This is a genomic window from Streptomyces montanisoli, from assembly GCF_017813245.1.
GTDB lineage: Bacteria > Actinomycetota > Actinomycetes > Streptomycetales > Streptomycetaceae > Streptomyces > Streptomyces montanisoli.
The window spans coordinates 55153-76744 of record NZ_JAGIQL010000008.1 but is presented as its reverse complement, the minus strand read 5'-3'; the positions used below and the strand labels follow the sequence as shown (position 1 = coordinate 76744).

24 protein-coding genes are annotated in these 21592 nt (G+C 70.3%); 4 read left to right on the top strand and 20 right to left on the bottom strand.

Going from position 1 to position 21592, the window contains the following annotated elements:
- Positions 1-49: 49 nt before the first annotated feature.
- From JFN87_RS04130 to JFN87_RS04095, 8 genes are all read right to left on the bottom strand, one after another.
- Positions 50-349, bottom strand: coding sequence for a DUF4229 domain-containing protein (locus JFN87_RS04130; protein ID WP_307865291.1), 300 nt, complete (start codon positions 347-349; stop codon positions 50-52).
- Between the two features lie 50 nt (positions 350-399).
- Positions 400-942: a GNAT family N-acetyltransferase gene (locus JFN87_RS04125; protein ID WP_209338467.1), complete on the bottom strand. Its 543-nt coding sequence runs from the start codon at positions 940-942 to the stop codon at positions 400-402.
- Between the two features lie 65 nt (positions 943-1007).
- Positions 1008-2171 carry an aminofutalosine synthase MqnE gene (gene mqnE / locus JFN87_RS04120; protein WP_209338466.1) on the bottom strand — a complete coding sequence of 388 codons (1164 nt, stop codon included), beginning with the start codon at positions 2169-2171 and terminating at the stop codon, positions 1008-1010.
- A gap of 137 nt (positions 2172-2308) precedes the next feature.
- Complete coding sequence (locus tag JFN87_RS04115) at positions 2309-2764, bottom strand: Lrp/AsnC family transcriptional regulator (protein ID WP_209338481.1); 456 nt, start codon at positions 2762-2764, stop codon at positions 2309-2311.
- Between the two features lie 74 nt (positions 2765-2838).
- Positions 2839-3540: a UbiX family flavin prenyltransferase gene (locus JFN87_RS04110; RefSeq protein WP_307865290.1), complete on the bottom strand. Its 702-nt coding sequence runs from the start codon at positions 3538-3540 to the stop codon at positions 2839-2841.
- Positions 3541-3671: 131 nt separating this feature from the next.
- The gene (locus JFN87_RS04105; RefSeq protein WP_209338465.1) at positions 3672-4235 is read right to left on the bottom strand and encodes a Uma2 family endonuclease; all 564 of its coding nucleotides are present in this window, start codon (positions 4233-4235) and stop codon (positions 3672-3674) included.
- Positions 4232-5155 carry a menaquinone biosynthesis prenyltransferase MqnP gene (gene mqnP, locus JFN87_RS04100; RefSeq protein ID WP_209338464.1) on the bottom strand — a complete coding sequence of 308 codons (924 nt, stop codon included), beginning with the start codon at positions 5153-5155 and terminating at the stop codon, positions 4232-4234. Before mqnP ends, JFN87_RS04105 begins: the two co-directional genes overlap by 4 nt.
- Positions 5152-6603: a menaquinone biosynthesis decarboxylase gene (locus JFN87_RS04095; RefSeq protein ID WP_209338463.1), complete on the bottom strand. Its 1452-nt coding sequence runs from the start codon at positions 6601-6603 to the stop codon at positions 5152-5154. Before JFN87_RS04095 ends, mqnP begins: the two co-directional genes overlap by 4 nt.
- Positions 6604-6846: 243 nt before the next feature.
- Here JFN87_RS04095 and JFN87_RS04090 point away from each other — a divergent pair, with 243 nt between their 5' ends.
- The gene (locus tag JFN87_RS04090) at positions 6847-8277 is read left to right on the top strand and encodes an alkaline phosphatase family protein (RefSeq protein ID WP_209338462.1); all 1431 of its coding nucleotides are present in this window, start codon (positions 6847-6849) and stop codon (positions 8275-8277) included.
- 66 nt (positions 8278-8343) lie between these two features.
- Here the strand turns inward: JFN87_RS04090 and ccsB are convergent, their stop codons facing one another.
- From ccsB to hemL, 7 genes are all read right to left on the bottom strand, one after another.
- Positions 8344-9450, bottom strand: a complete 1107-nt coding sequence (ccsB, locus tag JFN87_RS04085) for a c-type cytochrome biogenesis protein CcsB (protein WP_209338461.1) — start codon at positions 9448-9450, stop codon at positions 8344-8346.
- Positions 9447-11264 carry a cytochrome c biogenesis protein ResB gene (gene resB, locus JFN87_RS04080; RefSeq protein ID WP_209338460.1) on the bottom strand — a complete coding sequence of 606 codons (1818 nt, stop codon included), beginning with the start codon at positions 11262-11264 and terminating at the stop codon, positions 9447-9449. The genes ccsB and resB overlap by 4 nt, the downstream gene beginning before the upstream one ends.
- Before the next feature lie 4 nt (positions 11265-11268).
- Positions 11269-11991: a cytochrome c biogenesis CcdA family protein gene (locus tag JFN87_RS04075; protein ID WP_209338479.1), complete on the bottom strand. Its 723-nt coding sequence runs from the start codon at positions 11989-11991 to the stop codon at positions 11269-11271.
- A 52-nt stretch (positions 11992-12043) separates the two neighbouring features.
- On the bottom strand, positions 12044-12679 hold the full coding sequence (locus JFN87_RS04070; protein WP_209338459.1) for a TlpA family protein disulfide reductase: 636 nt from the start codon (positions 12677-12679) through the stop codon (positions 12044-12046).
- Between the two features lie 169 nt (positions 12680-12848).
- Positions 12849-14105 carry a polysaccharide deacetylase family protein gene (locus tag JFN87_RS04065; protein ID WP_209338458.1) on the bottom strand — a complete coding sequence of 419 codons (1257 nt, stop codon included), beginning with the start codon at positions 14103-14105 and terminating at the stop codon, positions 12849-12851.
- Positions 14106-14321: 216 nt separating this feature from the next.
- Entirely contained in the window at positions 14322-15005 is a 684-nt protein-coding gene (locus JFN87_RS04060) for a histidine phosphatase family protein (protein WP_209338457.1), read from the bottom strand.
- 231 nt (positions 15006-15236) lie between these two features.
- On the bottom strand, positions 15237-16565 hold the full coding sequence (hemL, locus tag JFN87_RS04055; RefSeq protein ID WP_209338456.1) for a glutamate-1-semialdehyde 2,1-aminomutase: 1329 nt from the start codon (positions 16563-16565) through the stop codon (positions 15237-15239).
- Between the two features lie 116 nt (positions 16566-16681).
- Here hemL and JFN87_RS04050 point away from each other — a divergent pair, with 116 nt between their 5' ends.
- A complete protein-coding gene (locus tag JFN87_RS04050) occupies positions 16682-17278 on the top strand; it encodes a hypothetical protein (RefSeq protein ID WP_209338455.1) in 597 nt (198 codons plus the stop codon).
- A 454-nt stretch (positions 17279-17732) separates the two neighbouring features.
- Here the strand turns inward: JFN87_RS04050 and JFN87_RS04045 are convergent, their stop codons facing one another.
- From JFN87_RS04045 to JFN87_RS04025, 5 genes are all read right to left on the bottom strand, one after another.
- Positions 17733-18020, bottom strand: a complete 288-nt coding sequence (locus JFN87_RS04045; protein ID WP_209338454.1) for an immunity protein CdiI family protein — start codon at positions 18018-18020, stop codon at positions 17733-17735.
- A 13-nt stretch (positions 18021-18033) separates the two neighbouring features.
- A complete protein-coding gene (locus JFN87_RS04040; RefSeq protein WP_209338453.1) occupies positions 18034-18468 on the bottom strand; it encodes a hypothetical protein in 435 nt (144 codons plus the stop codon).
- 59 nt (positions 18469-18527) lie between these two features.
- A complete protein-coding gene (locus JFN87_RS04035; protein ID WP_209338452.1) occupies positions 18528-19076 on the bottom strand; it encodes a DinB family protein in 549 nt (182 codons plus the stop codon).
- A 355-nt stretch (positions 19077-19431) separates the two neighbouring features.
- Positions 19432-19818 carry a fic family toxin-antitoxin system, toxin component gene (locus JFN87_RS04030; protein WP_209338451.1) on the bottom strand — a complete coding sequence of 129 codons (387 nt, stop codon included), beginning with the start codon at positions 19816-19818 and terminating at the stop codon, positions 19432-19434.
- On the bottom strand, positions 19815-20126 hold the full coding sequence (locus JFN87_RS04025; RefSeq protein WP_372449175.1) for a type II toxin -antitoxin system TacA 1-like antitoxin: 312 nt from the start codon (positions 20124-20126) through the stop codon (positions 19815-19817). The genes JFN87_RS04030 and JFN87_RS04025 overlap by 4 nt, the downstream gene beginning before the upstream one ends.
- Positions 20127-20545: 419 nt before the next feature.
- On the opposite strand from JFN87_RS04025, the gene JFN87_RS04020 reads away from it, so the two are divergent.
- Positions 20546-20785, top strand: a complete 240-nt coding sequence (locus JFN87_RS04020) for a hypothetical protein (protein ID WP_209338449.1) — start codon at positions 20546-20548, stop codon at positions 20783-20785.
- Positions 20786-20856: 71 nt separating this feature from the next.
- On the top strand, positions 20857-21591 hold the full coding sequence (locus JFN87_RS04015) for an ABC transporter ATP-binding protein (RefSeq protein ID WP_372449174.1): 735 nt from the start codon (positions 20857-20859) through the stop codon (positions 21589-21591).
- The last annotated feature ends 1 nt before the right edge of the window (position 21592 follow it).

The following is a 21592-nucleotide window of genomic DNA, read 5'->3' as shown; positions in this document are numbered from 1 at the left end:
GGCGGCAGTACCTGTGGGACGGATCACACGGCGGCGCTCCGGCGGGGTTCTACTCCCCGTCCTCCTGCGCGCGGTTCGCCTCGATCTTGGCGCCCACCTTCGCGCGGGTCCGATCCAGCCGGCCCGACAGCTTGAACGACATCTCGTCACGCTGCTTGCGCAGCACGACGAAGCTGATGGGCGCGGACACCACGAGCGCGAGCAGCACCACCCAGATGGGGTTCGAGCCTCCGATGCCCCGAGGCAGCAGACCGACCCTGACCAGGGCCGCGATCACGACCATGCATCCGAGGAAGATGGCGATACGCGCCATCGTGTAGCGGGCTGTCACTCCTGGCTGCCGGATCACTGCGTGCCTTCTCTCTTCCGGGCTGGTGCTTCCAGTGAAACACGAGGGACTCAGGCCGCTCCCAGCGGGAGCAGCATGAAGACGTCGTCCCTGTCGTCGCCGTCGGCCACCCGGATGGCGCCGGGCACCCGCCCGACCTCCTTGTAGCCGCAGGCCTCGTAGAAGCGGTCGGCGCCCGTGCCGCCGCGGCACGTCAGCCGTATCGCCTCGATGCCGTCGAAGCCGCGGGCCGCGTCGGCCGCCGCGGCCATCAGCGCCCTGCCGTGCCCCTTGCCCTGGTGCCTGGGGTGCACCATCACCGTGTACGCCCAGATCCAGTGGCGCATCAGCCGGTGGGTGTTGGCCGTGAGGAACGCGCCGGCGGCTACCGCGCCGCTCTCGTCGTGGCCCACCAGCAGGCGCGTGCGGCCCTCGGCCATCGCGGCCAGGTGCTTGACCAGCTCGGGCCGGATGTCCTCGGGCGTGACCGGCGGTACGAAGCCGACCGCGCCGCCCGCGTTCGACACGTCGGCCCAGAGGGCGAGCAGGCCGTCGCGCAGGGCGCGGCCGTGCTCCCCCTCGAAGCTCGGGTCGAGCGTGAACGTCAGCGTCATACCGTCATGCCTCGCACTCGCACTTGTACTCGTCAGACCCGCGTCAGACCCGCGTCAGACCCGCGTCAGACCCGCATCGGCTGCGGCGACTCGCGGCGGTCCGCGTCGGCGCCGGGGTACTCGCGCACCGTCTCGTACCGGGTGTTGCGCTCGACGGGGCGGAAGCCCGCGTCGCGGATCAGGTCGAGCAGATCCTCGCGGGACATCTTGTTCGGCGTGCCGTAGTTGTCCGCGTCGTGCGTGATCTTGTACTCGACGACCGAGCCGTCCATGTCGTCCGCGCCGTGCTGCAGCGCGAGCTGGGTCGTCTGCAGGCCGTGCATGACCCAGAACACCTTGACGTGCGGGACGTTGTCGAACAGCAGCCGCGACACCGCGAACGTCTTCAGCGCCTCCGCGCCCGTCGCCATCGTGGTGCGCGCCTGGAGGCGGTTGCGCACCTTGCCGTCCTTCATGTCCACGAAGTCGTGCTGGTAGCGCAGCGGGATGAAGACCTGGAACCCGCCCGTCTCGTCCTGCAGTTCGCGCAGGCGCAGCACGTGGTCCACCCGGTGCCTGGGCTCCTCGATGTGCCCGTACAGCATCGTGCACGGGGTCTTGAGGCCCTTCTCGTGCGCGAGGCGGTGGATGCGGGACCAGTCCTCCCAGTGGGTGCGGTGGTCCACGATGTGCTGCCTGACCTCCCAGTCGAAGATCTCGGCGCCGCCGCCGGTCAGCGACTCGAGGCCGGCGTCGATCAGCTCGTCGAGGATCTCGGAGGCCGACATGCCGGAGATCGTCTCGAAGTGGTGGATCTCCGTGGCGGTGAACGCCTTCAGGGACACCTGGGGCAGCGCTTCCTTCAGCGCCTTCAGGGAGCGCGGGTAGTAGCGCCACGGCAGCGACGGGTGCAGGCCGTTGACGATGTGCAGCTCGGTGAGGTTGTCGCCCTCCATGGCCTTGGCCAGGCGCACGGCCTCCTCGATGCGCATCGTGTACGCGTCCTTCTCGCCCGGCTTGCGCTGGAACGAGCAGTACGCGCACGACGCCGTGCACACGTTCGTCATGTTCAGGTGGCGGTTGACGTTGAAGTACACCGCGTCACCCGCCTTGCGCGTGCGCACCTCGTGGGCGAGGCCGCCGAGCCAGGCGAGGTCGTCCGACTCGTACAGCGCGACGCCGTCCTCGCGGGACAGCCGCTCGCCGTCTCGGACCTTCTGCTCCAGCTCACGCTTGAGCCCCGCGTCCATAGAGACGCCTCCCTTGTGGCTGATCGTTCGGCCCGTTCGTGGGCCTTTTTGAGGTTACGCCCCCGTACTGACACTCCTCGCGACCCCCCGTCGCGGGGTCGTGCGGCGAGGAGGCCACCGGTCGGTCGGCCGGTCGGTCAGTCGTCCTCGGGGATACGGCCGACCCTGTTCTCCCACTTGGTGGACAGGACGACGGTCGTCCGCGTCCTCGACACGCCCACCGTGCCGCTCAGGCGGCGGATGGTGCGCTCCAGGCTGTCCACGTCGGAGGCGCGGACCTTGAGCATGAACGAGTCGTCGCCCGCGATGAACCAGCAGTCCTCGATCTCGCCCAGGTCGCGCAGCCGGTGCGCGACGTCCTCGTGGTCCGCGGCGTCCGACAGCGAGATGCCGATGAGGGCGACCACGCCGAGGCCGAGCGAGGCGGAGTCCACGGTGGCGCGGTAGCCGGTGATGACGCCCGCGGACTCCAGGCGGTTGATCCGGTCGGTGACGCTGGGCCCCGAGAGCCCGACGAGCCTGCCGAGCTCGGCGTACGAGGCTCTGCCGTTCTCCCTGAGTGCCTGGATGAGCTGCGTGTCCACGGCGTCCATATGGATGATGCCTTCCATCATTCAGCGATTCGGCAAGTTTACAAGGCAGAGCGAAGGCCGAACGGCCGACAGCCCTACGATCCCGTTCCTGGGGGCCGGGAGCCGCCGCCCAGCTCCCCCTCCCACCTGCGGTACAGGCCGTGCTCCACGCCGATCGCGTCGAGCGCGCGGCCCGCGACGAAGTTGACCAGGTCCTGGATGTGCGTGGCGCCCGCGTAGAAGCCCGGCGACACGGGCAGTACGACGGCCCCGAGGCCGTCGAGCGCGACGAGGTGACGCAGCGTCTGCCCGGTCAGCGGCGTCTCGCGCACGGCGACGACGAGCGGCCGCCGCTCCTTGAGCGTCACGCTCGCCGCCCGCTGGAGCAGGTCCTTGGACAGCCCGAGCGCCACGCCGGCGGCCGCGGCCGTCGACGCGGGCACGATCAGCATGCCCTTGGCGCGGTAGGAGCCGGACGACGGTCCCGCGGCGAGGTCGCCCGCCGCCCAGTGCCGCACGCCGGACAGGTCGGGGGCGCCGAACGCGTCCGGCGTGCCGTCGGCGCCCCGCGCGAGCCAGGCGGCGAGGTCGTCGCGCCAGTGGGCGTCGCGGAAGGAGATGCCGGTCTCGTCGAGGAGCGTGAGGCGGGCGGCCCTGCTGACGACGAGGTCGACGCTCTCGCCCGCGTCGAGCAGCCCGCGCAGCACGGCGGCGGTGTACGGCGTGCCGGACGCGCCTGACACCCCGACGACCCAGGGCCGGCGGAGCTGCGGTGCGTGCTGCCCTGGCGAACTCACGGACGTGAGCCTATCCGGCCGCCCGGCGCAGGAACCGGGGGCGGGTGCCGGACGTTTCCGGCACATCGCGCGGGGCGCGCCGTTGTGGGCGTTGCCCGGCCCCGACGAGGCGGCGGGCGGCTCGCTCATCCTCAGTCTGTCGGCGCCACCGCGTCGCGAGGCAGCTCGGACGTGTCGATCGTGAGGGCGCCGAGTCCGCTGTCCAGGGTGACGTCCTTGCCGTAGGGGATCGTGTCCCGGCCCTGGTACCCGTCGGCAGTCGGGTGCCAGAACGTCACGCAGCGCGCCTGGTAAGGGTCGAAGACCAGGTAGTTGGCGATGCCGCGGGCCGCGTACAGGCGCGGCTTGATCTCGTAGTCCCGCCGCACGCTGCCCGGCGACACGACCTCGACGACGAGTTCGATGAGGTCCGGGTCGTAGGCGCTGCGGTTCTCGGCCACGGCGGCGTCCGGGATGACCGCGAGGTCGGGGCACAGCTCGGTCTCCCCGTCGAAGACGAAGGCCACGTCCGAGGTGAAGCCCCAGTCTCCCGACAGCTGTGCCCTCAGGGCGTTCCACACACCCCGGATCGTCGCGTTGTGGTGTGGACGGACACGGTGCGCCACGATGCTCGCCTCGACGAGCTCGACCCGGTGGCCGGGAAGGGCGTCTTCGTACTGGGCGAGCCGCGAGCGCAGACGTCCCGGCTCGGTCATCCCCGCAGGCCCCTGACGATCAGGTCCAGCAGCGCGAAGACGAAGAGCGCGATGCCGATGAAGCCGTTGACCTGGAAGAACGCCCTGTTCAGGCGGGACAGGTCGTGGGGGCGGACGATCGTGTGCTCGTAGACGAACGCCGCCGCGACGACCACGAGGCCGACCCAGTAGAACGCGCCCGCGCCGATCGCCACGCCGTACCAGGCCAGCAGGCCCGTGGTGACGACGTGCGCGGCGCGCGCGCCGTGCAGCGCGGCCGGGATGCCGAAGCGGGCGGGCACGGACTTCACGCCGTGCGCGCGGTCCGCGCGGACGTCCTGGCAGGCGAAGATCAGGTCGAAGCCGCCGATCCACACGCCCACCGCGACGCCCAGGATCACCGCGTCCCACGACCACGAGCCGGTGACCGCGATCCACGCGCCGATCGGGCCGATCGCCTGCGCGACGCCGAGGATCGCGTGCGGGAACGACGTGAACCGCTTCCCGTACGGGTAGAGCACCATCGGCACGGCGGCCGGCAACGCGAGCGCCAGGCAGAGCGGGTTGAGCAGCGCCGCCGCGGCGAGGAACACCAGCAGGGCGATGATCGCGCCCGTCCACGCGGAGCGCACCGACACCGCGCCCGTCACCAGCTCGCGCGTGGCCGTGCGCGGATTGCGCGCGTCGATCTCGCGGTCGATGATCCGGTTGCACGCCATGGCGAACGTCCGCATGCCGACCATGGCGACCGTGACGAGCAGCAGCCGCCACCAGTGCACGGAGCCGTCGAGGCGCTCCATCGCCGTCAGCGCGGCGATGTACGCGAACGGCAGCGCGAACACCGAGTGCTCGATCATGACGAGCCGCAGGAAGGCCCTCACCTTGCTGCCGTGCTCGGCCGGTCCCGGGCTGCCGAGTGCCTCGTCCGCCGTCGTACTCACAGGCCGTACTCCTTCCACCGGCGGTCGACCAGCGCCGCCGTCTCCCCGTCCGGTACGACCATATGCGGCCAGCCGCCGTCGCGCGTGTACCCCTCCTCCGGCAGCTTCCTCGTCGCGTCGATGCCCGCCTTGCCGCCCCAGAACTGCTGGTACGAGGCGTGGTCCAGGTGGTCGACGGGCCCCTCGGCCACCGTCAGGTCGCGCGCGTAGTCGGTGTTCCCGAGCGCGCGCCACGCCACCTCGTGCAGGTCGTGCACGTCACAGTCGGAGTCCACGACGACGATCAGCTTGGTCAGCGACATCATGTGCGCGCCCCAGACGGCGTGCATCACCTTCTGCGCGTGCTTCGGGTACTTCTTGTCGATCGACACGATCGCGCAGTTGTGGAAGCCGCCCGCCTCCGGCAGGTGGTAGTCGACGATGTCCGGCACGATGATCTTGAGCAGGGGCAGGAAGAACCGCTCGGTCGCGCGCCCGAGCGGGCCGTCCTCCGTCGGCGGCCGCCCCACCACGATCGACTGGAGCAGCGGCCGCCTGCGCATGGTCACGCAGTCGATCGTCAGCGCCGGGAAGTCCTCCTGCGGCGTGTAGAAGCCGGTGTGGTCGCCGAACGGGCCCTCGGGCAGGGCCCTGCCCGGCTCGAGCCACCCTTCGAGGACGACCTCGGCCGCGGCCGGCACCTGGAGCGGGACCGTCTTGCAGTCCACCATCTCGATCCGCCTGCCCTGCACGAACCCGGCGAACAGGTACTCGTCGATGTCGCCGGGCAGCGGCGCCGTCGAGGCGTACGTCACGGCCGGGGGGCAGCCGAACGCGATGGCGACCGGGAGGCGTTCGCCGCGCCGCGCGGCCACCGCGTAGTGGTTGCGGCTGTCCTTGTGGATCTGCCAGTGCATGCCGATCGTGCGGCGGTCGTGGCGCTGGAGGCGGTACAGGCCGAGGTTGCGGACGCCCGTCTCGGGGTCCTTCGTGTGGGTGAGGCCCAGGTTGAAGAAGGAGCCGCCGTCCTCGGGCCAGGTGAACAGCGCGGGCAGCTCGTCGAGGTCGACGTCGTCGCCGGTGCGCACGACCTCCTGGACGGGTGCCTCCTTCACCTTCTTCGGCGGCACGTGCACCATCGAGCCCAGCTTGCCGAACGCGTCGCGCACCCCGACGAACCCGTGCGGCAGCTCGGGCTTGAGCAGGCCGCCGATCTTCTCGCTGATCTCCGCGTACGAGGTGAGGCCGAGCGCCTTGAGCAGCCGCCGGTCGGTGCCGTACACGTTCATCGCCAGCGGCATGACGGAGCCGCGCACGTTCTCGAAGAGCAGCGCGGGTCCGCCGGCCTTGTTGACCCGGTCGGTGATCTCGCCGACCTCCAGGTACGGGTCGACCTCTGCCTTCACGCGCTTGAGGTCGCCCTCGCGCTCCAGCGCCCTGAGCAGCGAGCGAAGATCGTCGTAAGCCATGCCCTCCAGTATCGGGCAACCGCGCGGTCCCTCCCGTCACCGGGCGGGGTGGTGCCGGTGCGGCGGGAGTGACGACGGTGGCGTACCCGCCCCGGAAAACTTAAGGCGCCGCCCCGTCCGTCCCGCGATTTTGCCGTTGCTTGATCACGAATTCCCCCAACTTCCCCCGCATCAACGCCCGTTAGCGAGAGAGTCGTGCGCGGTCTGTCCGTTCGCTCACGACTCAACGGAAGTGGGTTCCCCATGCCCGGAATGACCCGTCGCAGACTCATGGGCTCCGCCGCGGGCGCCGTCGCCGGTGGCGCCGCGCTCAGCCTGCTGCCGCCCTCCGTCCAGGAGGCGGTGGCCGCGGGGCCCCCGAAAGGCGGTTCGCTCGACGACATCGAGCACGTCGTCTGCCTCATGCAGGAGAACAGGTCGTTCGACCACTACTTCGGCACGCTGCGCGGCGTGCGCGGCTTCGCCGACCCGCACGCCGCGCGCCTGCCGGGCGGCAGGTCCGTGTTCCACCAGCCCGACCCCGAGAACCCGGACGGCTACCTGCTGCCGTTCCACCTCGACACCCACACCACAAGCGCCCAGGCCATCCCCTCCACGAGCCACGCCTGGGCCGTGCAGCACAGCGCCTGGAACGGCGGCCGGATGGACAACTGGCTGCCCGCGCACCGCGCCGCCGACGGCAGGAACGCCCCCTACGTGATGGGCTACTACACGCGCGACGACATCCCGTTCCAGTTCGCGCTGGCCGAGGCGTTCACCGTCTGCGACAACTACTACTGCTCGATCATGGGCCCCACCTGGCCGAACCGGATGTACTGGATGACCGGCACGGTCGACCCGAACGGCACCCACGGCGGCCCGATCATCAGCAACATCGCCCCCGACGCCGGCTACACCTGGACCACCTACGCCGAGCGCCTCGAAGCCGCGGGCGTGTCCTGGAAGGTGTACCAGGAGGACGACGACTACGGCTGCAACATGCTGGAGAACTTCGCGAACTTCAGGAACGCGAAGCCGGGCGACCCGCTGTACGAGAAGGGCGTGCGCCCCGGCCCCGCGGACGCGTTCGAGCGGGACGCGCGCGCGAACCGCCTGCCGGCCGTGTCCTGGATCATCCCCACGAGCACCCAGTCGGAGCACCCCGACTACCTGCCCGCGGCCGGCGCCGACTTCGTCGCGTCGAAGATCGAGGCGGTCGCCTCCAACCCTGAGGTGTGGCGCAAGACCGCGTTCATCCTCGACTACGACGAGAACGACGGCCTGTTCGACCACGTCGTCCCGCCGACGCCCAGGGCGGGCACCGCCGACGAGTTCATCGACGGGCTGCCCATCGGCGGCGGCTTCCGCGTGCCGTGCGTCATCATCTCGCCGTGGACGGTGGGCGGCTGGGCGGCGGGCGACGCCTTCGACCACACGTCGGTGCTGCGGTTCCTCGAACGCGTCACGGGGGTGCGCGAGCCCAACATCAGCGAGTGGCGCCGCCGCACGTTCGGCGACCTGACGTCCGCCTTCGGGTTCAGCGGCCCGGCGGCGCGTCCGCCGAGGCTCCCCGACGACACGGCCGAGCAGCTGGCCGAGGCCGAGCACGAGGTGGCGACGCTGCCCGCGCCGACGCTGCCGGGCGCCGACCAGAAGGTGCCGCGGCAGGAGCACGGCAGGCGCCGCCGCCGCTGAGACGTACGAAGGGTGCGGCCCCGCTGGTCGGGGGCCGCACCCTTCGGCACGTCAGTGGTGCTCGGCTCACACCCCCGCGTAGGAGTGCTTGCCGGTCACGAAGATGTTGACGCCGTAGTAGTTGAACAGGAAGCACGCGAAGGCGACCAGCGCGAGCGTCGCGGCCTTGCGGCCCTTCCAGCCGGCCGTGGCGCGCGCGTGCAGGTAGCAGGCGTACGCGACCCACGTGATGAACGACCAGGTCTCCTTCGGGTCCCACTCCCAGTAGTGGCCCCACGCGCTGCCGGCCCAGATGGCGCCCGCGATGATCGTGAACGTCCACAGCGGGAAGACGGCGGCGTTGACGCGGTAGGCCAGCTTGTCGAGGGTGGCCGCCGCGGGCAGCCGCTCAAGGACGGACGTGGCGAACGCGCTGACCTTCTCGCCGGCGATGAGCTTCGTCTCGTACCGGTCGCGGAAGAGGTACAGCAGCGTGGCGACGGCACCGACGTAGAAGACGGCGCCGCAGAAGATCGCGCAGGAGACGTGGATCCACAGCCAGTACGAGTGGAGCGCCGGCACCAGCTGGTCGCTCGCCGTGTACAGGACGGAGACGGCGAGGCCGAGCGTCAGCAGCACGGTCGTCACGAGCGGCAGGCCGAGCCAGCGGATGTTCAGCTTCCGCGAGGCCAGCAGGGCCAGGTACACGCCGACCGCGACCGTCGAGAAGGTGATGCTGAACTCGTACATGTTGCCCCACGGCGCGCGCTGCACCGACAGGGCGCGGGCCACGACGCCGCACGCCGCGATGAGGAACGCGAGGCCGGTCAGCGCGAGCGCGATGCGGCCCCACATGTCGCCCTGCGCGTCGCCGCCGTCGGCCCCCGGGCCGTCGGGCACGTTGCGCGAGCCCGACGCGGACCTGGTGACGACCTTCGGGCGTTCGAGCACGGTCGTGCCGCCGCCCTTGGCGGCCACCTTGACGGTGACCGTGGCGGTGGCCTCCGCGGCCGCGTCCTCGGACGCGCCACCGGACGTCAGCGCCGCCGCCGTGCGGGCGACCTTGGAGCGGCTGCCGAAGGTCCACTCGAAGATGTGGGCGAAGAAAGCGAGCATGTACACGGCCATGGCCGAGTAGATCAGCACGTTGCTGGTATGAGCCAGGTTCTCGTTGGTTGCGGCGGCGAGGATCACTTCTCGGCCCCTTCGGCGTGGTCGGCTGGTGCGGCACCGGTGGCGGCGGTGGCTTCCCCCGCGTCGTCGGCGTCAGGTCCGGGCGCGGTCGCGTCCGCTTCGGGCACGCCGGGCGCGTCCGGTTCGGGCGCGGGGGGCGCCTCGGGAATGAGCGTGACGGCCAGGTCGCCAAGCTCCTCGGGGAGTTTCGCGGACTCGCTGCGGCCGAGTCCCGCCATCTCCAGCACGGTCACACCGTCGGGGCCCTTGGTGGCCCTGACCCAGATGCGGCGCCGCTGGATGAACAGGGAGCCGGCGAGGCCGAGGATGGCGGCGACGGCGCCGCCGAGTGCCCAGCCCTCGCCCGGCTGGTGGGTGATCTGGAAGCTGGCCCACTGCTTGATCGGGCCCTTGTCGAACGTGATGGAGCCGGCGCCGTTCGGCAGCTTCATGGTCTCGCCGGGCAGCAGGCTCTTCTTGAGGATGTCGCCCTTGGAGTCCTTGAACGGGGTCAGGCTCTTGGTGTCCAGCTGGTAGACGTTCTGCGGGACGCCGGAGTCGACGCCGAGGTCGCCGTGGTAGGCGCCGATGTTGAGCACCGGGAAGTCGGGGGCGGGGAACTGCGAGAGCATCTGCCCCTTGCCGCCGAACGTCGGCACGAACAGGGCGGCGAAGCCCAGCTGGTCCTTCTTGCCGTTCTTGTCGTGGTAGCCGTCCATCACCTTGATGGCGCCACTGGACGAGAGGTTCTTGTCGAAGGGCAGCAGCGGCGTGTTGCCGTGGAAGACGACCTTGCCCTTGCCGTCCTTGACCGTGACGGACGGCGCGTAGCCGTGGGAGATCAGGAAGACCTTCGACCCCTCGATCTGCAGGGGGTGGTTCTCCTTGATGACGCCCTTGTGCTCGCTGTCGCCAGGACCCGCCGAGTAGTGGATGTCCGCCTGGAACTTGCGCGCGGTGCCGACCTCGGGGCCGCTGCGCTCGTACGTGCCGACGAAGTGGTCGAGGGAGAACGAGAACGGGGGCAGGTTCGACGTGTCGAACAGCGACCCCGAGGTGAAGTCGTCGTACTGGCTGAGCGTGTTGGAGAACCCGTCCGTGTCCCCCTCCATGATCAGCTTGCCGCCCTCGGACTTGAACAGCGATCCGGAGGCGAACGAGACGAGCATCACGATCAGCGCGACGTGGAAGATCAGGTTGCCGCTCTCGCGCAGGTAGCCCTTCTCCGCTGCGACGGCGTCCCCGACGACGTGCGCGCGGAAACGGCGCCGCTTGAGGAGCGTGAGCGCGGCCTTCCGCACCTCCTCGGGCTCCGTGTCGGTGCGCCAGGTGGTGTACGCGGGGAGCCTGGTGAGGCGGGACGGCGCGCCGGGCGGCCTGCCGCGCAGCTGACCCACGAACTGCCAGCTGCGCGGGATGATGCAGCCGATCAGCGAGATGAACAGCAGGATGTAGATCGCGGAGAACCACACCGAGCTGTAGACGTGGAACAGCTGGAGCTTGTCGTAGATCGGCCCGAGCGTCGTGTGCTGCGTGAGGAAGGTGTCGACCTTGTTCGAGCTCGCGCTCGTCTGCGGGATCAGGGACCCGGGGATCGCGGCGAGCGACAGCAGCAGGAGCAGCAGCAGCGCTATCCGCATGGACGTGAGCTGCCGCCAGAACCAGCGGGCCCAGCCGATCGGCCCGAGTCTCGGGCCCGCGGCGAGCGGCTCCTCGCGGGGCGCCGTGGAGAGCTGGGACCCCGCGGCGCCGAGCTCGCGCTCGTCGGCCACGTCGTCCGTGGGGGTGGTGTCGCCGGCGAGGTCCTCGCCGGCGTGCGTGTCTGTGTTGCTCATGGTGCTAGATCCCCACCGTGAAGCCGCTTGACCACGACTGCGTCTGTTGCAGGAGGCTGTCCCACGCGCCGGTCACGAGCAGCAGGCCGGTGGCGACCATCATGGCTCCGCCGATCCGCATGACCCACGCGTAGTGCCGCTTGACCCAGCCGAACGCGCCGAGGGCCTTGCGGAACGCGACCGCCGCCAGGACGAAGGGCACCCCGAGCCCCAGACAGTACGCGACGGCGAGCACCGCACCGCGCCCGGCGCTCGCCTCGTTGATGGCGAGCGTGTTCACGGCGGAGAACGTCGGCCCGAGGCACGGTGTCCAGCCGACGCCGAAGAGCGCGCCCAGCAGTGGCGCCCCGGTCAGACCCGACACGGGCCGCTTGTGGAGGCGGAACTCGCGCTGGGTGATCCACGGCATCATCCCGGCGAAGAAGATCCCCATGAGGATCATCACCACGCCGAGGATCCGCGACAGGCCCGACCGGTACTCCTGGAGGTTCGCGCCGACGAAGCCGAACAGCGCACCGCCCGAGACGAAGACGGCGGTGAAGCCCAGTACGAACAGGCTCGCGCCCGTCACCATCCGGCCGCGCCGCGCCTGGCCCAGGTCCGTGCCCGTGACGCCCGTCACGTAGCTGAGGTAGCCGGGCACGAGCGGCAGGACGCACGGTGAGAAGAACGACACGAGCCCGCCGACGACGGCGATCGGCAGCGCGATGAGCAGCGCGCCGCTCATGACCGTGTGGTTCTGCCCCGCTACCGCGAGCACCTGTACGTCGTGCACGGGATCACTTCTCCGCGATCAGCGGGTCGAGCATCTTCCGCAGCCCGGACACGTCGAGGCCGCCGAGCTTGCGTGCCGCGATCTTCCCGTCGCGGTCGAGCACGACCGTCGACGGGACGCCCTGCGGGTTGAGCGTCCCCTTGGGGAAGCCGGAGAGCAGCAGCCGGCCCGAGGGGTCGTACAGGCTCGGGTACGGCATGTGGAAGCTCTTCTCGAAGGCGACGCCGTTGCCCTTGTCGGTGTCACGGGTGTCGATGCCGACGAATTGGACGCCCTTGGACTTGGTCTCGTTCGCCACCTTCGCGAGGTTCGGCGCCTCGGCGCGGCACGGCGAGCACCAGGAGCCCCACACGTTGATGACGACGACCTTGCCCTTGAGCGAGGCGACGTTCAGCGTCTTGCCGTCGAGGGTCTTGCCCTCGATGGTGCCGACGGGCTTGCGGTCGGCCTTGGGGACGGTGTCGATGCCGTCCTCGTTGCTCGCGACGAAGTTGGTGTTGCCGCCTCCGCCTGACTTGCCGCTGCCGCACGCGCCGAGCGCGAGGGCCGCGGCGACCACGGCGACCGGCAGGACGGCGGCGCGCGCCGCCCGGCGGGAGCGGCTGCGCGTGCTGCGTCGGGGGGCGCGACCGAAGTTCATGTGAAAAGTTTCGCATGGGCGATTCGGGCCCTCTTGCCCACCCCCCTCCCTGTCCGGGCCGCCCCAAGGGCCCCTTGTAAGGACGGGATGAACGGTGCTTGTGAGCGCGGGCGGGCCGCGCCTGTGAGCGCGGACGGGCCGCGGTCCGCCGACCGCGGCCCGGGGCCCGCTACGCCGCCTTGAGGTAGGTGTTCCAGCCTCCGACGGGCTGCTCGCCGACGTTGAGCGACTGGAGCTTGCCGAGGATGGCGGGGTCCTGCACGTCCAGCCAGTCGGCGAACTGGCGGAACGAGACGAGCCGCACGTCCTTGTGGCCGCCCCCCGCGATCTGCTTCAGCGCGTCCTCGACGGCGTCCATGTAGATGCCGCCGTTCCAGGTCTCCATGTGGTTGCCGATGAAGAACGGTGCGCGGTTCGTCTCGTACGCGCGCTTGAAGCCGGCCATGTACGACTCGGTGGCCTGCTGCCGCCAGCCCGCGTACTTGGAGGTCATGCCGTGGGTGGTGTTCTTCGACTGGTTGGCGAGGATGTTGTAGTCCATCGACAGCACCTCGAAGGTGTGGCCGGGGAAGGGGATGCCCTGGAGGGGGAAGTCCCACACGCCCATCTTCTTGGTCGGCCAGGTCTGCAGGCCGCCGGGCGACGAGGCGTCGTAGCGCCAGCCGAGCGCGGCCGCGGTCGGCAGCAGCTGCTTCTGGCCGAGCAGGCAGGGCGTGCGGCTGCCGACCAGCTCCTTGCGGTAGTCGAACGGCAGCGGGTCGGCGTCAGGTGTGCCGCAGTTGGTGCGCCACTTGGTGACGAAGTCCACGGCCTGGTCGATCTCGCTGCGCCAGTCGTCGGAGGTCCAGTTGCCCACGGAGCCGCTGCCGGAGCAGAAGTGGCCGTTGTAGTGGGTGCCGATCTCGTGGCCCTCGTTCCACGCGCGGCGTACGCAGGCGAGCGTCTCCTTGATGTGCTCGTCGCTGAGGTAGCCGATGGCGGAGGCGCCGACCGGGTTGTTGGGCGGGTGGTACAGGTCCTTCTTCGACTCGGGCAGCAGGTAGAGCCCGGAGAGGAAGAACGTCATCCCCGCGTCGTGCTGCTTGGCCAGGTCGAGGAAGCGGTTGAAGAGGCCGGTGCCGACCTCGCCGGCGCCGTCCCAGGAGAAGATGACGAACTGCGGGGGCGTCTGACCCGGCTCCAGGCGCACCGGCGCGGCCGGCTGGTTGGGCTGCTTGCCCGTGTAGGCGGTGGAACCGTCCCCGATGAGCTTCATGGGGCGCTGCGGCGGGCCCGCCGCGTTGCCCTTGCCCACGGCGCCCTTGCCGGTCGCCTCGGCGGACGCCTTGTGCCCGTGGCCCTTCTCGGCGCCGCAGGCGGCGAGGCCGACGGCCGCCGCGGCGCCGGCTCCCGCTCCGAGCAGATCTCTACGGCTGATGCTGCGCATACCGTCCCCATCCGTGTTCGGTCGCTGTCCGATCGGTCGCTCTCGACCGGCAAGCACGGGTCAGGCACTTGTCGGTTCATCACATTTATTACAAGCGACCAACCGTGAGATAACGCACCAAACGCGGCGGTTCTCCGGATAATCATATCTTTACTGATTCGATACGAACCCGGGGTTGCCCTGCGCTTTGTACCACTGCTCCGGCGGGGTGGTTCTCTATGCTCCGAACGCCTTGCCGCCGCCCTGCTGGGGTTTGGCGCCCGACAGCAGGTGCGCCGGGACGAGATCGCGCGCCGGCTCCGTGTAGGCCACCGAGACGATCCGGTCGCCACGGTAGGTGAAGGTCGTCAGCGAGGCCAGCGTGCACTGCCTGCGCCGCGGGTCGTGCCAGAGCCTGCGCCGCTCCACGAAGCTGCGCAGGATCCAGATCGGCAGCTGGTGGCTCACGCACACCGCCTCGCGGCCCCTTGCGTGATCGCGCGCCGCGGCCAGCGCGCCCGTCATCCGCACGACCTGGTCGACGTACGGCTCGCCCCACGACGGCCGGAACGGGTTGCTCAGGTACTTCCAGTTCGCCGGCCTGCGCAGCGCGCCGTCCCCGACCCCGAACGTCCTGCCCTCGAAGATGTTCGCCGCCTCGATCAGCCGGCCGTCCGTCTCCACCGCCAGGTCGTGCGCCCCGGCGATCGGCGCGGCGGTCTCCTGCGCGCGTTCGAGCGGCGAGGCGACGACGTACGCGACGTCGCGGCCCGCCAGGTGCTCCGCGACCCGGTCGGCCATCCGCCTGCCGAGGTCGGAGAGGTGGTAGCCGGGACGGCGGCCGTACAGGACGCCGTCGGGGTTGTGCACCTCTCCGTGGCGCATCACATGGACGACGGTCAGCTCGTCGGTCTCGCTCATCGCTCTTCCTCACGCTTCCTTCGGCGCGCGTGCGCTCGTGCGCTCGCACGAGGCGCTCGCACGCTCATACACTCGGGCGCACGCGCGCCACGGAGCCCGCTCCGGCCCCGGTGAGCCTACGGCCCGGCCCGGGCTCGGCCTCGTACGGCCCGGCGCCCGCGGGTCCCGGGCGCTTTTCGGCGCTACGAGCCCCGCGACGGGTGGGGTCCGTCGAGCCGGCCGGATCCCGTCTCAGCCGGCGGGGGTGGCCTGCGCGGCGGCGCGCGCGGCCGCGGGGAGCGCGGCGGCGATCCGCTCCACCGCGCGCTCGTCGTGCGCGGTCGACAGGAACCACACCTCGAACGCCGAAGGCGGCAGGTACACGCCGTGCGCCAGCATCGAGTGGAAGAACGCCGTGAAGCGGAACGCGTCCTGGCCCTTGGCGTCGTCGAAGTCGCGCACCTCGGAGTCCGTGAAGAAGACGGAGAACATGTTGGACGCCGTCTGCACCCGGTGCGCCACACCCTCCTTGTCCAGCGCCTCGGACACCAGGCCGCGCACCTCGCGCGAGACCGCGTCGAGCTTCGCGTAGGCCGCGTCGTCCAGCAGCCGCAGCTGCGCGAGGCCCGCGGCCGTCGCGACCGGGTTCCCGGACAGCGTGCCGGCCTGGTAGACGGGGCCCGCCGGGGCAAGCCGGCTCATGATCTCCGCGCGGCCGCCGAAGGCCGCGGCGGGGAACCCGCCGCCCATCACCTTGCCGAACGTCATCAGGTCGGGCTCGACGCCGTCGACGCCGAACCAGCCGGCCTTCGACGTGCGGAACCCCGTCATCACCTCGTCGGAGACGTACAGCGCGCCGTTCGCGTGGCACAGCTCGCGCAACCCCGCGTTGAACCCGTCGAGCGGCGGCACGACGCCCATGTTGCCCGGCGACGCCTCCGTGATCACGCAGGCGATCTCGCCGGGGTGCGCGGCGAACGCGTCGCGCACGGCGCCGAGGTCGTTGTAGGGCAGGACGATCGTCTCGCCGGCCTGGGCGCCGGTGACGCCGGGCGTGTCGGGCAGCGCGAACGTGGCGAGCCCGGAACCGGCGGACGCGAGCAGCGCGTCCACATGACCGTGGTAGCAGCCGGCGAACTTCACGACCTTCGCGCGCCCCGTGTACCCGCGCGCGAGGCGGATCGCGGACATCGTGGCCTCCGTACCGGAGGACACGAGGCGCACCTCGTCGAGCGGTGCGACGCGGGCCACCATCTCCTCGGCGAGCGCGACCTCGCCCTCGGTCGGCGCCCCGAACGACGTGCCACGCGCCACCGCCGCCTGCACGGCCTCGACGACCTCGGGACGCGCGTGCCCGAGGATCATCGGACCCCACGAACACACGAGGTCGACGTACTCACGTCCGTCGGCGTCGGTGAGGTAGGGCCCGCGGCCGGACGCCATGAAGCGCGGCGTACCGCCGACGGCCCCGAAGGCGCGCACGGGCGAGTTGACGCCGCCCGGGGTCACTCGGGCCGCACGGGCGAAGAGTGTCTGCGAAACTGGTGCATCGGTATCAAAGGGGAAGCTCACGTAATCCATGGTGTCAGAGGCCCGGATGTTCTTGCGGACAGGTGTTTCACGGAGCGCCGACGGGGGAGGTCACTGTCACGATGATCGGGTTGCGCGGCCGGAGCTGCGAGTGGTCGGGTGGAGATATGCATCGCGGTGGCGGACTGGGCGAGGGGACCGACGGCCTGGGCCCCGAGCCTGCCCGGCGGGGAAAGCACCGGCGCAATGATCACCACCACGACCAGCACGAACGCGAGCGGCAGGCCCCTGCCCAGCCGCAGCCGGCGAGCAGGAGCGGTGGCCGAGTGGGGGTGACGTACAAGTACTTCGGCGCGCCCGACGGCGCGACGGCCGCCCGCGTCCCGATCTCCATGCGCCCCGAGGAACTCGGCGGCGACGAGCTCGGCATGGGCGGCATGTTCACCAAGATCAAGCCGGAGACCATAGCCGCGATGGTCCTGACGGGCATACAGGGCATGCCCCTGTACCGCGTCCCCCCGCTCGAACTCGTCGTGCTGCACCCGGACTACGCGGTGGTGAAGCTCCCCATGACGGCGGTCGACCCGCTGCGCGGCGTCGGCGAGGAGTCGGTGGGCGCGGCGGCCTTCATCTGGTCCACGGTCCCGGACAGGGGCGGCCCGCGCGACGCGTTCGACGTCTACCAACTGCTCCACGAGTGGCAGGACTTCTCGCACCGCCTCCACGAGGCGGGACACCAGCCGTACTGCTTGGTGTGGCCCTGAGCGGCCGTCGCCGCTGAGTACACGGGCGAGTCCGCCGGCCTGCCCGGATGCTGGCGACGCTCGGCGGGATCTCGCTCACGGGCGCCGGGGGCGTCGACGCGGACGAGTTCCTCATCGCGCTGGGCGCCGAGCTGGCGCGGTGAGGTGGACTCCATGCGGCCCGGCCGGCCCGGACGTGGAGATCGCCTGCGCCACGCTGAACTGGCGGACCCCCCGTGCACGCTCATCCATGCGCCGAGCGACGGCCACGCCTGGCGGGGCCGAGTGCGGAGAGGACACCGGCCCGGCATCCGCCCTGTCGATCGCCTGCGCGGCTGTCCGCGCCGGTGAATTCGCCGGCGGATCAGATGTCCCGTCACGCAGCCCTGACCAGGGTCGAGATGATGTAGATCGTGACCTTGCTGGTCGCAGGCCGCCAGCGGTGGGCCGGTGGCCTGTCGTCAGACAGCGGAGGCTACTGCTCTGGCATGCAGGGGATTTCCCTGTCACCTTCCTTGAAGCGATGATCGCGGTACGTCACCCGCCAGCCCGGACCCAATTCCTGCGCCATCCTTCGTACCAGCCCCTCCCCAACGCGCCAGAACTCCTCGTCCACCTCAGGGGACGGAAAACCGGATGATCCCGGATCGTCCTCACGATAGGTCCCTTGGTACTCTGCGTCCCATTTTCTGAGCCGCCTGGCGAGATCAGGAGTCAGTCCCAGTCGCGGATCTTCCGGAGATACGTTCTCAAAGTCATCCACAAGCCACAGCGGATCACAGCAGTAATCCGAAAGAACTCGGACCTGATGTGAATTCATTCCTACCTCTCTCCCCTACTACGGGGACGGGCCCACGAGGGCCGAAAACGCGGGACATGCAGGTATCGAGTAGCTCTCCGAACGCCTTGGCCGAACTCACAGCCCGGACAAGAAGCACGCCTGCGTCCTCGATACTCACGATGTACTCCACGTCGGCCCACCCGCCACGGTAGAGCACAACGAGGAGCTCGGCGTCGCACGTTCCGCTTACGTGGACGCCGATCGAGTCGGGGTCACTCACCCGCGACCTGTCGGTTTCAAGCTGCTGCGGCCACGGAGCTGCCCCGTCGCGCCAAGTGACAGGTGCGACGACCAGTCCCGCGTTCTGCCAGTCGGGCTGTCGTTGGAAGACCGCGGCGGCGGCTTCGTCCAGATCAACGGCTCGTTCCATGTAGCGAATCTCGCCCATCTCGCTGCTTCGGCGTCCGGAGTGACGCGATGCCCACCTGATTACGTACCGGTGGCGCCGTCGATGCGTTCACGTAGTAGGTCGGCGTGACCGTTGTGCCGGGCGTATTCGGCGATCATGTCCACCATGATCCTTCGGAGTGAGATCGGCTCTCCCGTCTTCTTGCGGATCCCTGTTTCATCCAGCGACGCTGCGGCAGCAGCGATATGACGCGACCGTTCGCACTCCGATCGCCAGACGCCGAAGTCCTCGTCGACGTCACCGTCCAAGCGTTCGAAGTCCTGGTTGGGATCCTCATCGGAGTAATAGAGCATCGGGACAGTCTCACCGGCGAACTGGATGCGGAACCACCAACGCTCGACCCCAGCCAGATGACGTGCCAGGCCATGCAAGGACAGCGCGGACGGTGGCACAGCCTGTTCCGACAGCCGCTCCGTAGGCAGGCCGGAGCACTTGAGCTCGAAAGTGGCTCGGTGCCACTCCAGCACCGCGCTCAACGTCTCTCGCTCGCTGCCCACGGCGGGCAAGACGGGGCGGTCGTCGGCGTTCCAGCGGGGTGCATAGTGCGTGGGGCCCGGGGCGCCAGTCATCGTCTGCCTTCCTGGCCGAGGTGTTGCCGAGTCTGACAAGCCTCACTGACATCGGCTCTGCCCGCTACGGGGTCCCTGAACAACGTCGACCACGGGCGGCCGTTCGAATCGATGTCAATCGCCCTACGAGTGTCAGGACTTCTCGCACCGCCCGCACGAGGCGGGGCACCAGCCGTACTGCCTGATCTGGCCCTGAGCGGGCTGTCGCCGCTGAGCACGCCCAGCGGGATCGCGTGGACAGGCGCTCACACCGTCACGGACAAGTCCGCCGGCCGCGGTGTTCACGCGCGTGCGCGGGTCGCGGGAAGTGTCCGGACGCGGCCGCCCCGGCGGTACGCGCGGCGCCGGGGCGAGATCAGGCGACGGTCCAGTCGCGAAGCTGGCGGGCGATCCGGGCAACGCCGAGCGCTCCTGCTGCGGCATCCCTCACGAGCGCGACGGCCGCCTTGGGTGAGTAGTCGAGTTCGCGCGTATTGAGAATCAGGTAGGCCTCGGTCGCATGCCAGGCGAAGCGCTCGTTGGAATGCTCCAAGCACGGCAATTTCGCCAGGGTCTGCATCAGCGCGCCCGCTTTGAGATGCAGAGATCCATAGATGTCGCGCTCCATCGCCCGGGCATTGACGCGGGCGACAGCGGCGTACAGCGGTCCGAGGTCGTCGACCTGCGGGTCACCCTCGAGCAACTCGGCGGCGTGCAGCAGGAACGTGACGTCGAGCGGGTGGAGCGGCTCCGGCTGGATCACGCGGCGTGGCCTCGCTCCTGGCGCTTGCCGAGTTCCCGCAGCGCGTCCTGCTCGGCCGCCCGTCGCTCGGCGCTGGGGTCCAGACTGCTGGGCTCTGCGGCGAAGGCCGCACCGCTGCGGGTCATGGACGCTTGGAAACCGTCCAGGAAGGTGCGCTCCACGGCGGTCGCACGGTCGTATGCGGCGGTGAGAATGTACTCCTGCATGCTGAGGCCCTCCTGCTTGGCCGCTGCCGCGATGGCGGCTCGCTGCGCAGGATCCGGGAAGCGAAGGTTCATCGCTGTTTTGGCATCCGACATGGCACCCATGGTACCAGCGGTACCATGGGTGCGTCTCAGGAGCGACACGCTCTCCCCCGGCCCAAGGTCGTCGGCGAGGCCCGGCGTGGCTCTGAGCGACGTCCTGCGGCTGGCGAGTTCGGCTTCGGCGAGGGCGTCGTCAGTCGTCACGCCGGCGGCAGCCTGGACGTGCTGCCGAGGGGCCCACTCGGGCGGTGTGCGGGGTGAAGGTGACGTGGGAGTCGCCCTCGTCGATGGCCACGTTCAGGGTGCCGTCCAAGGCCTTGGCCGGCACCGGGCCCGCTCGGGCAGTTCGGCCTGGGTAGGGCCGGACCGGCGTTCCCTTGGTACAGCCTGCTGTACCACCGATCCGGCGGCTTACGGGATCGGATCGAGGGGCGCCGCTGCCTAGCGTCGTTGTCATCGCACACGTCGCTGAAGGAGTCCCCATGACGCACTCGGATCCCTACCGTCTCATCCCTGGTGGCAGGCAGGACGACGCACCGGAACGAGCCGGTGGTGCGGGCGTGGTTCGCGCCTTGCTCTGGGTGGTGCTCGTGGTCAGCGTCGTCGGGAACACCGTGGCCTCGGCCGTCGGGGGTGGTACCGGGGTGCATCTGGCCGCCGGTGGGATCACCGTGCTGTGCGCCGCTCTGCTGGTCGTGGGGCGCGTGCGGAGGAGCCGGTGAGCGCCTTGGGGCGGGGGTTCGGGCGTGGGGGCGCCGTGCGGGCGGTGGAGGCCGTGCGGCCGGCCGTACGGGTGGAGGGCGCGCCCGCGGGGCCCGCCGTGGCGTTGAGTCAGGTCAGCAAGGTGTACGGGGGCGGGGTCCGTGCCCTGGACGACGTGTCGCTGACCGTGTGGCCGGGTGCGTTCGTCGCCGTGATGGGGCCGTCCGGCTCCGGCAAGAGCACGTTGATGCACTGCGCGGCCGGTCTGGACACGCCCACGTCGGGCAGCGTGCGGATCGACGGGCACGAGATCGCCGGCCTCGACGAGACCCGCCGCACCGAACTGCGGCGCGACCGCGTCGGGTTCGTGTTCCAGGCGTACAACCTGATCCCGTCGCTGACCATCGCGGACAACATCACACTGCCGCTGCGCCTCGCGAGCCGGAAGCCGGACCGTGAGTGGGTTAGCGCGCTGGTCGAACGGGTCGGGATCGCCGGCTGCCTCGACCGCCGGCCGGCCGAGCTGTCCGGAGGGCAGCAGCAACGGGCCGCGGTCGTACGGGCGCTGGCGGCCAGGCCCGCGGTGGTGTTCGCCGACGAGCCGACCGGGGCGCTCGACCTGCACAGCGCCCGCCAGGTCCTGCAACTGCTGCGTGGCCTCGTCGACGAGTTCGGGCAGACCGTGGTGATGGTCACCCACGACCCGGCGGCCGCCGCCTGGGCCCACCACGCCGTGGTGATGGCGGACGGCCGGGTGGTCGAGGGCCTTGACGCGCCGACCGCCGCCTCGCTCGCCGACCGGCTCATCGCGCTCGGGGGACGCTGAC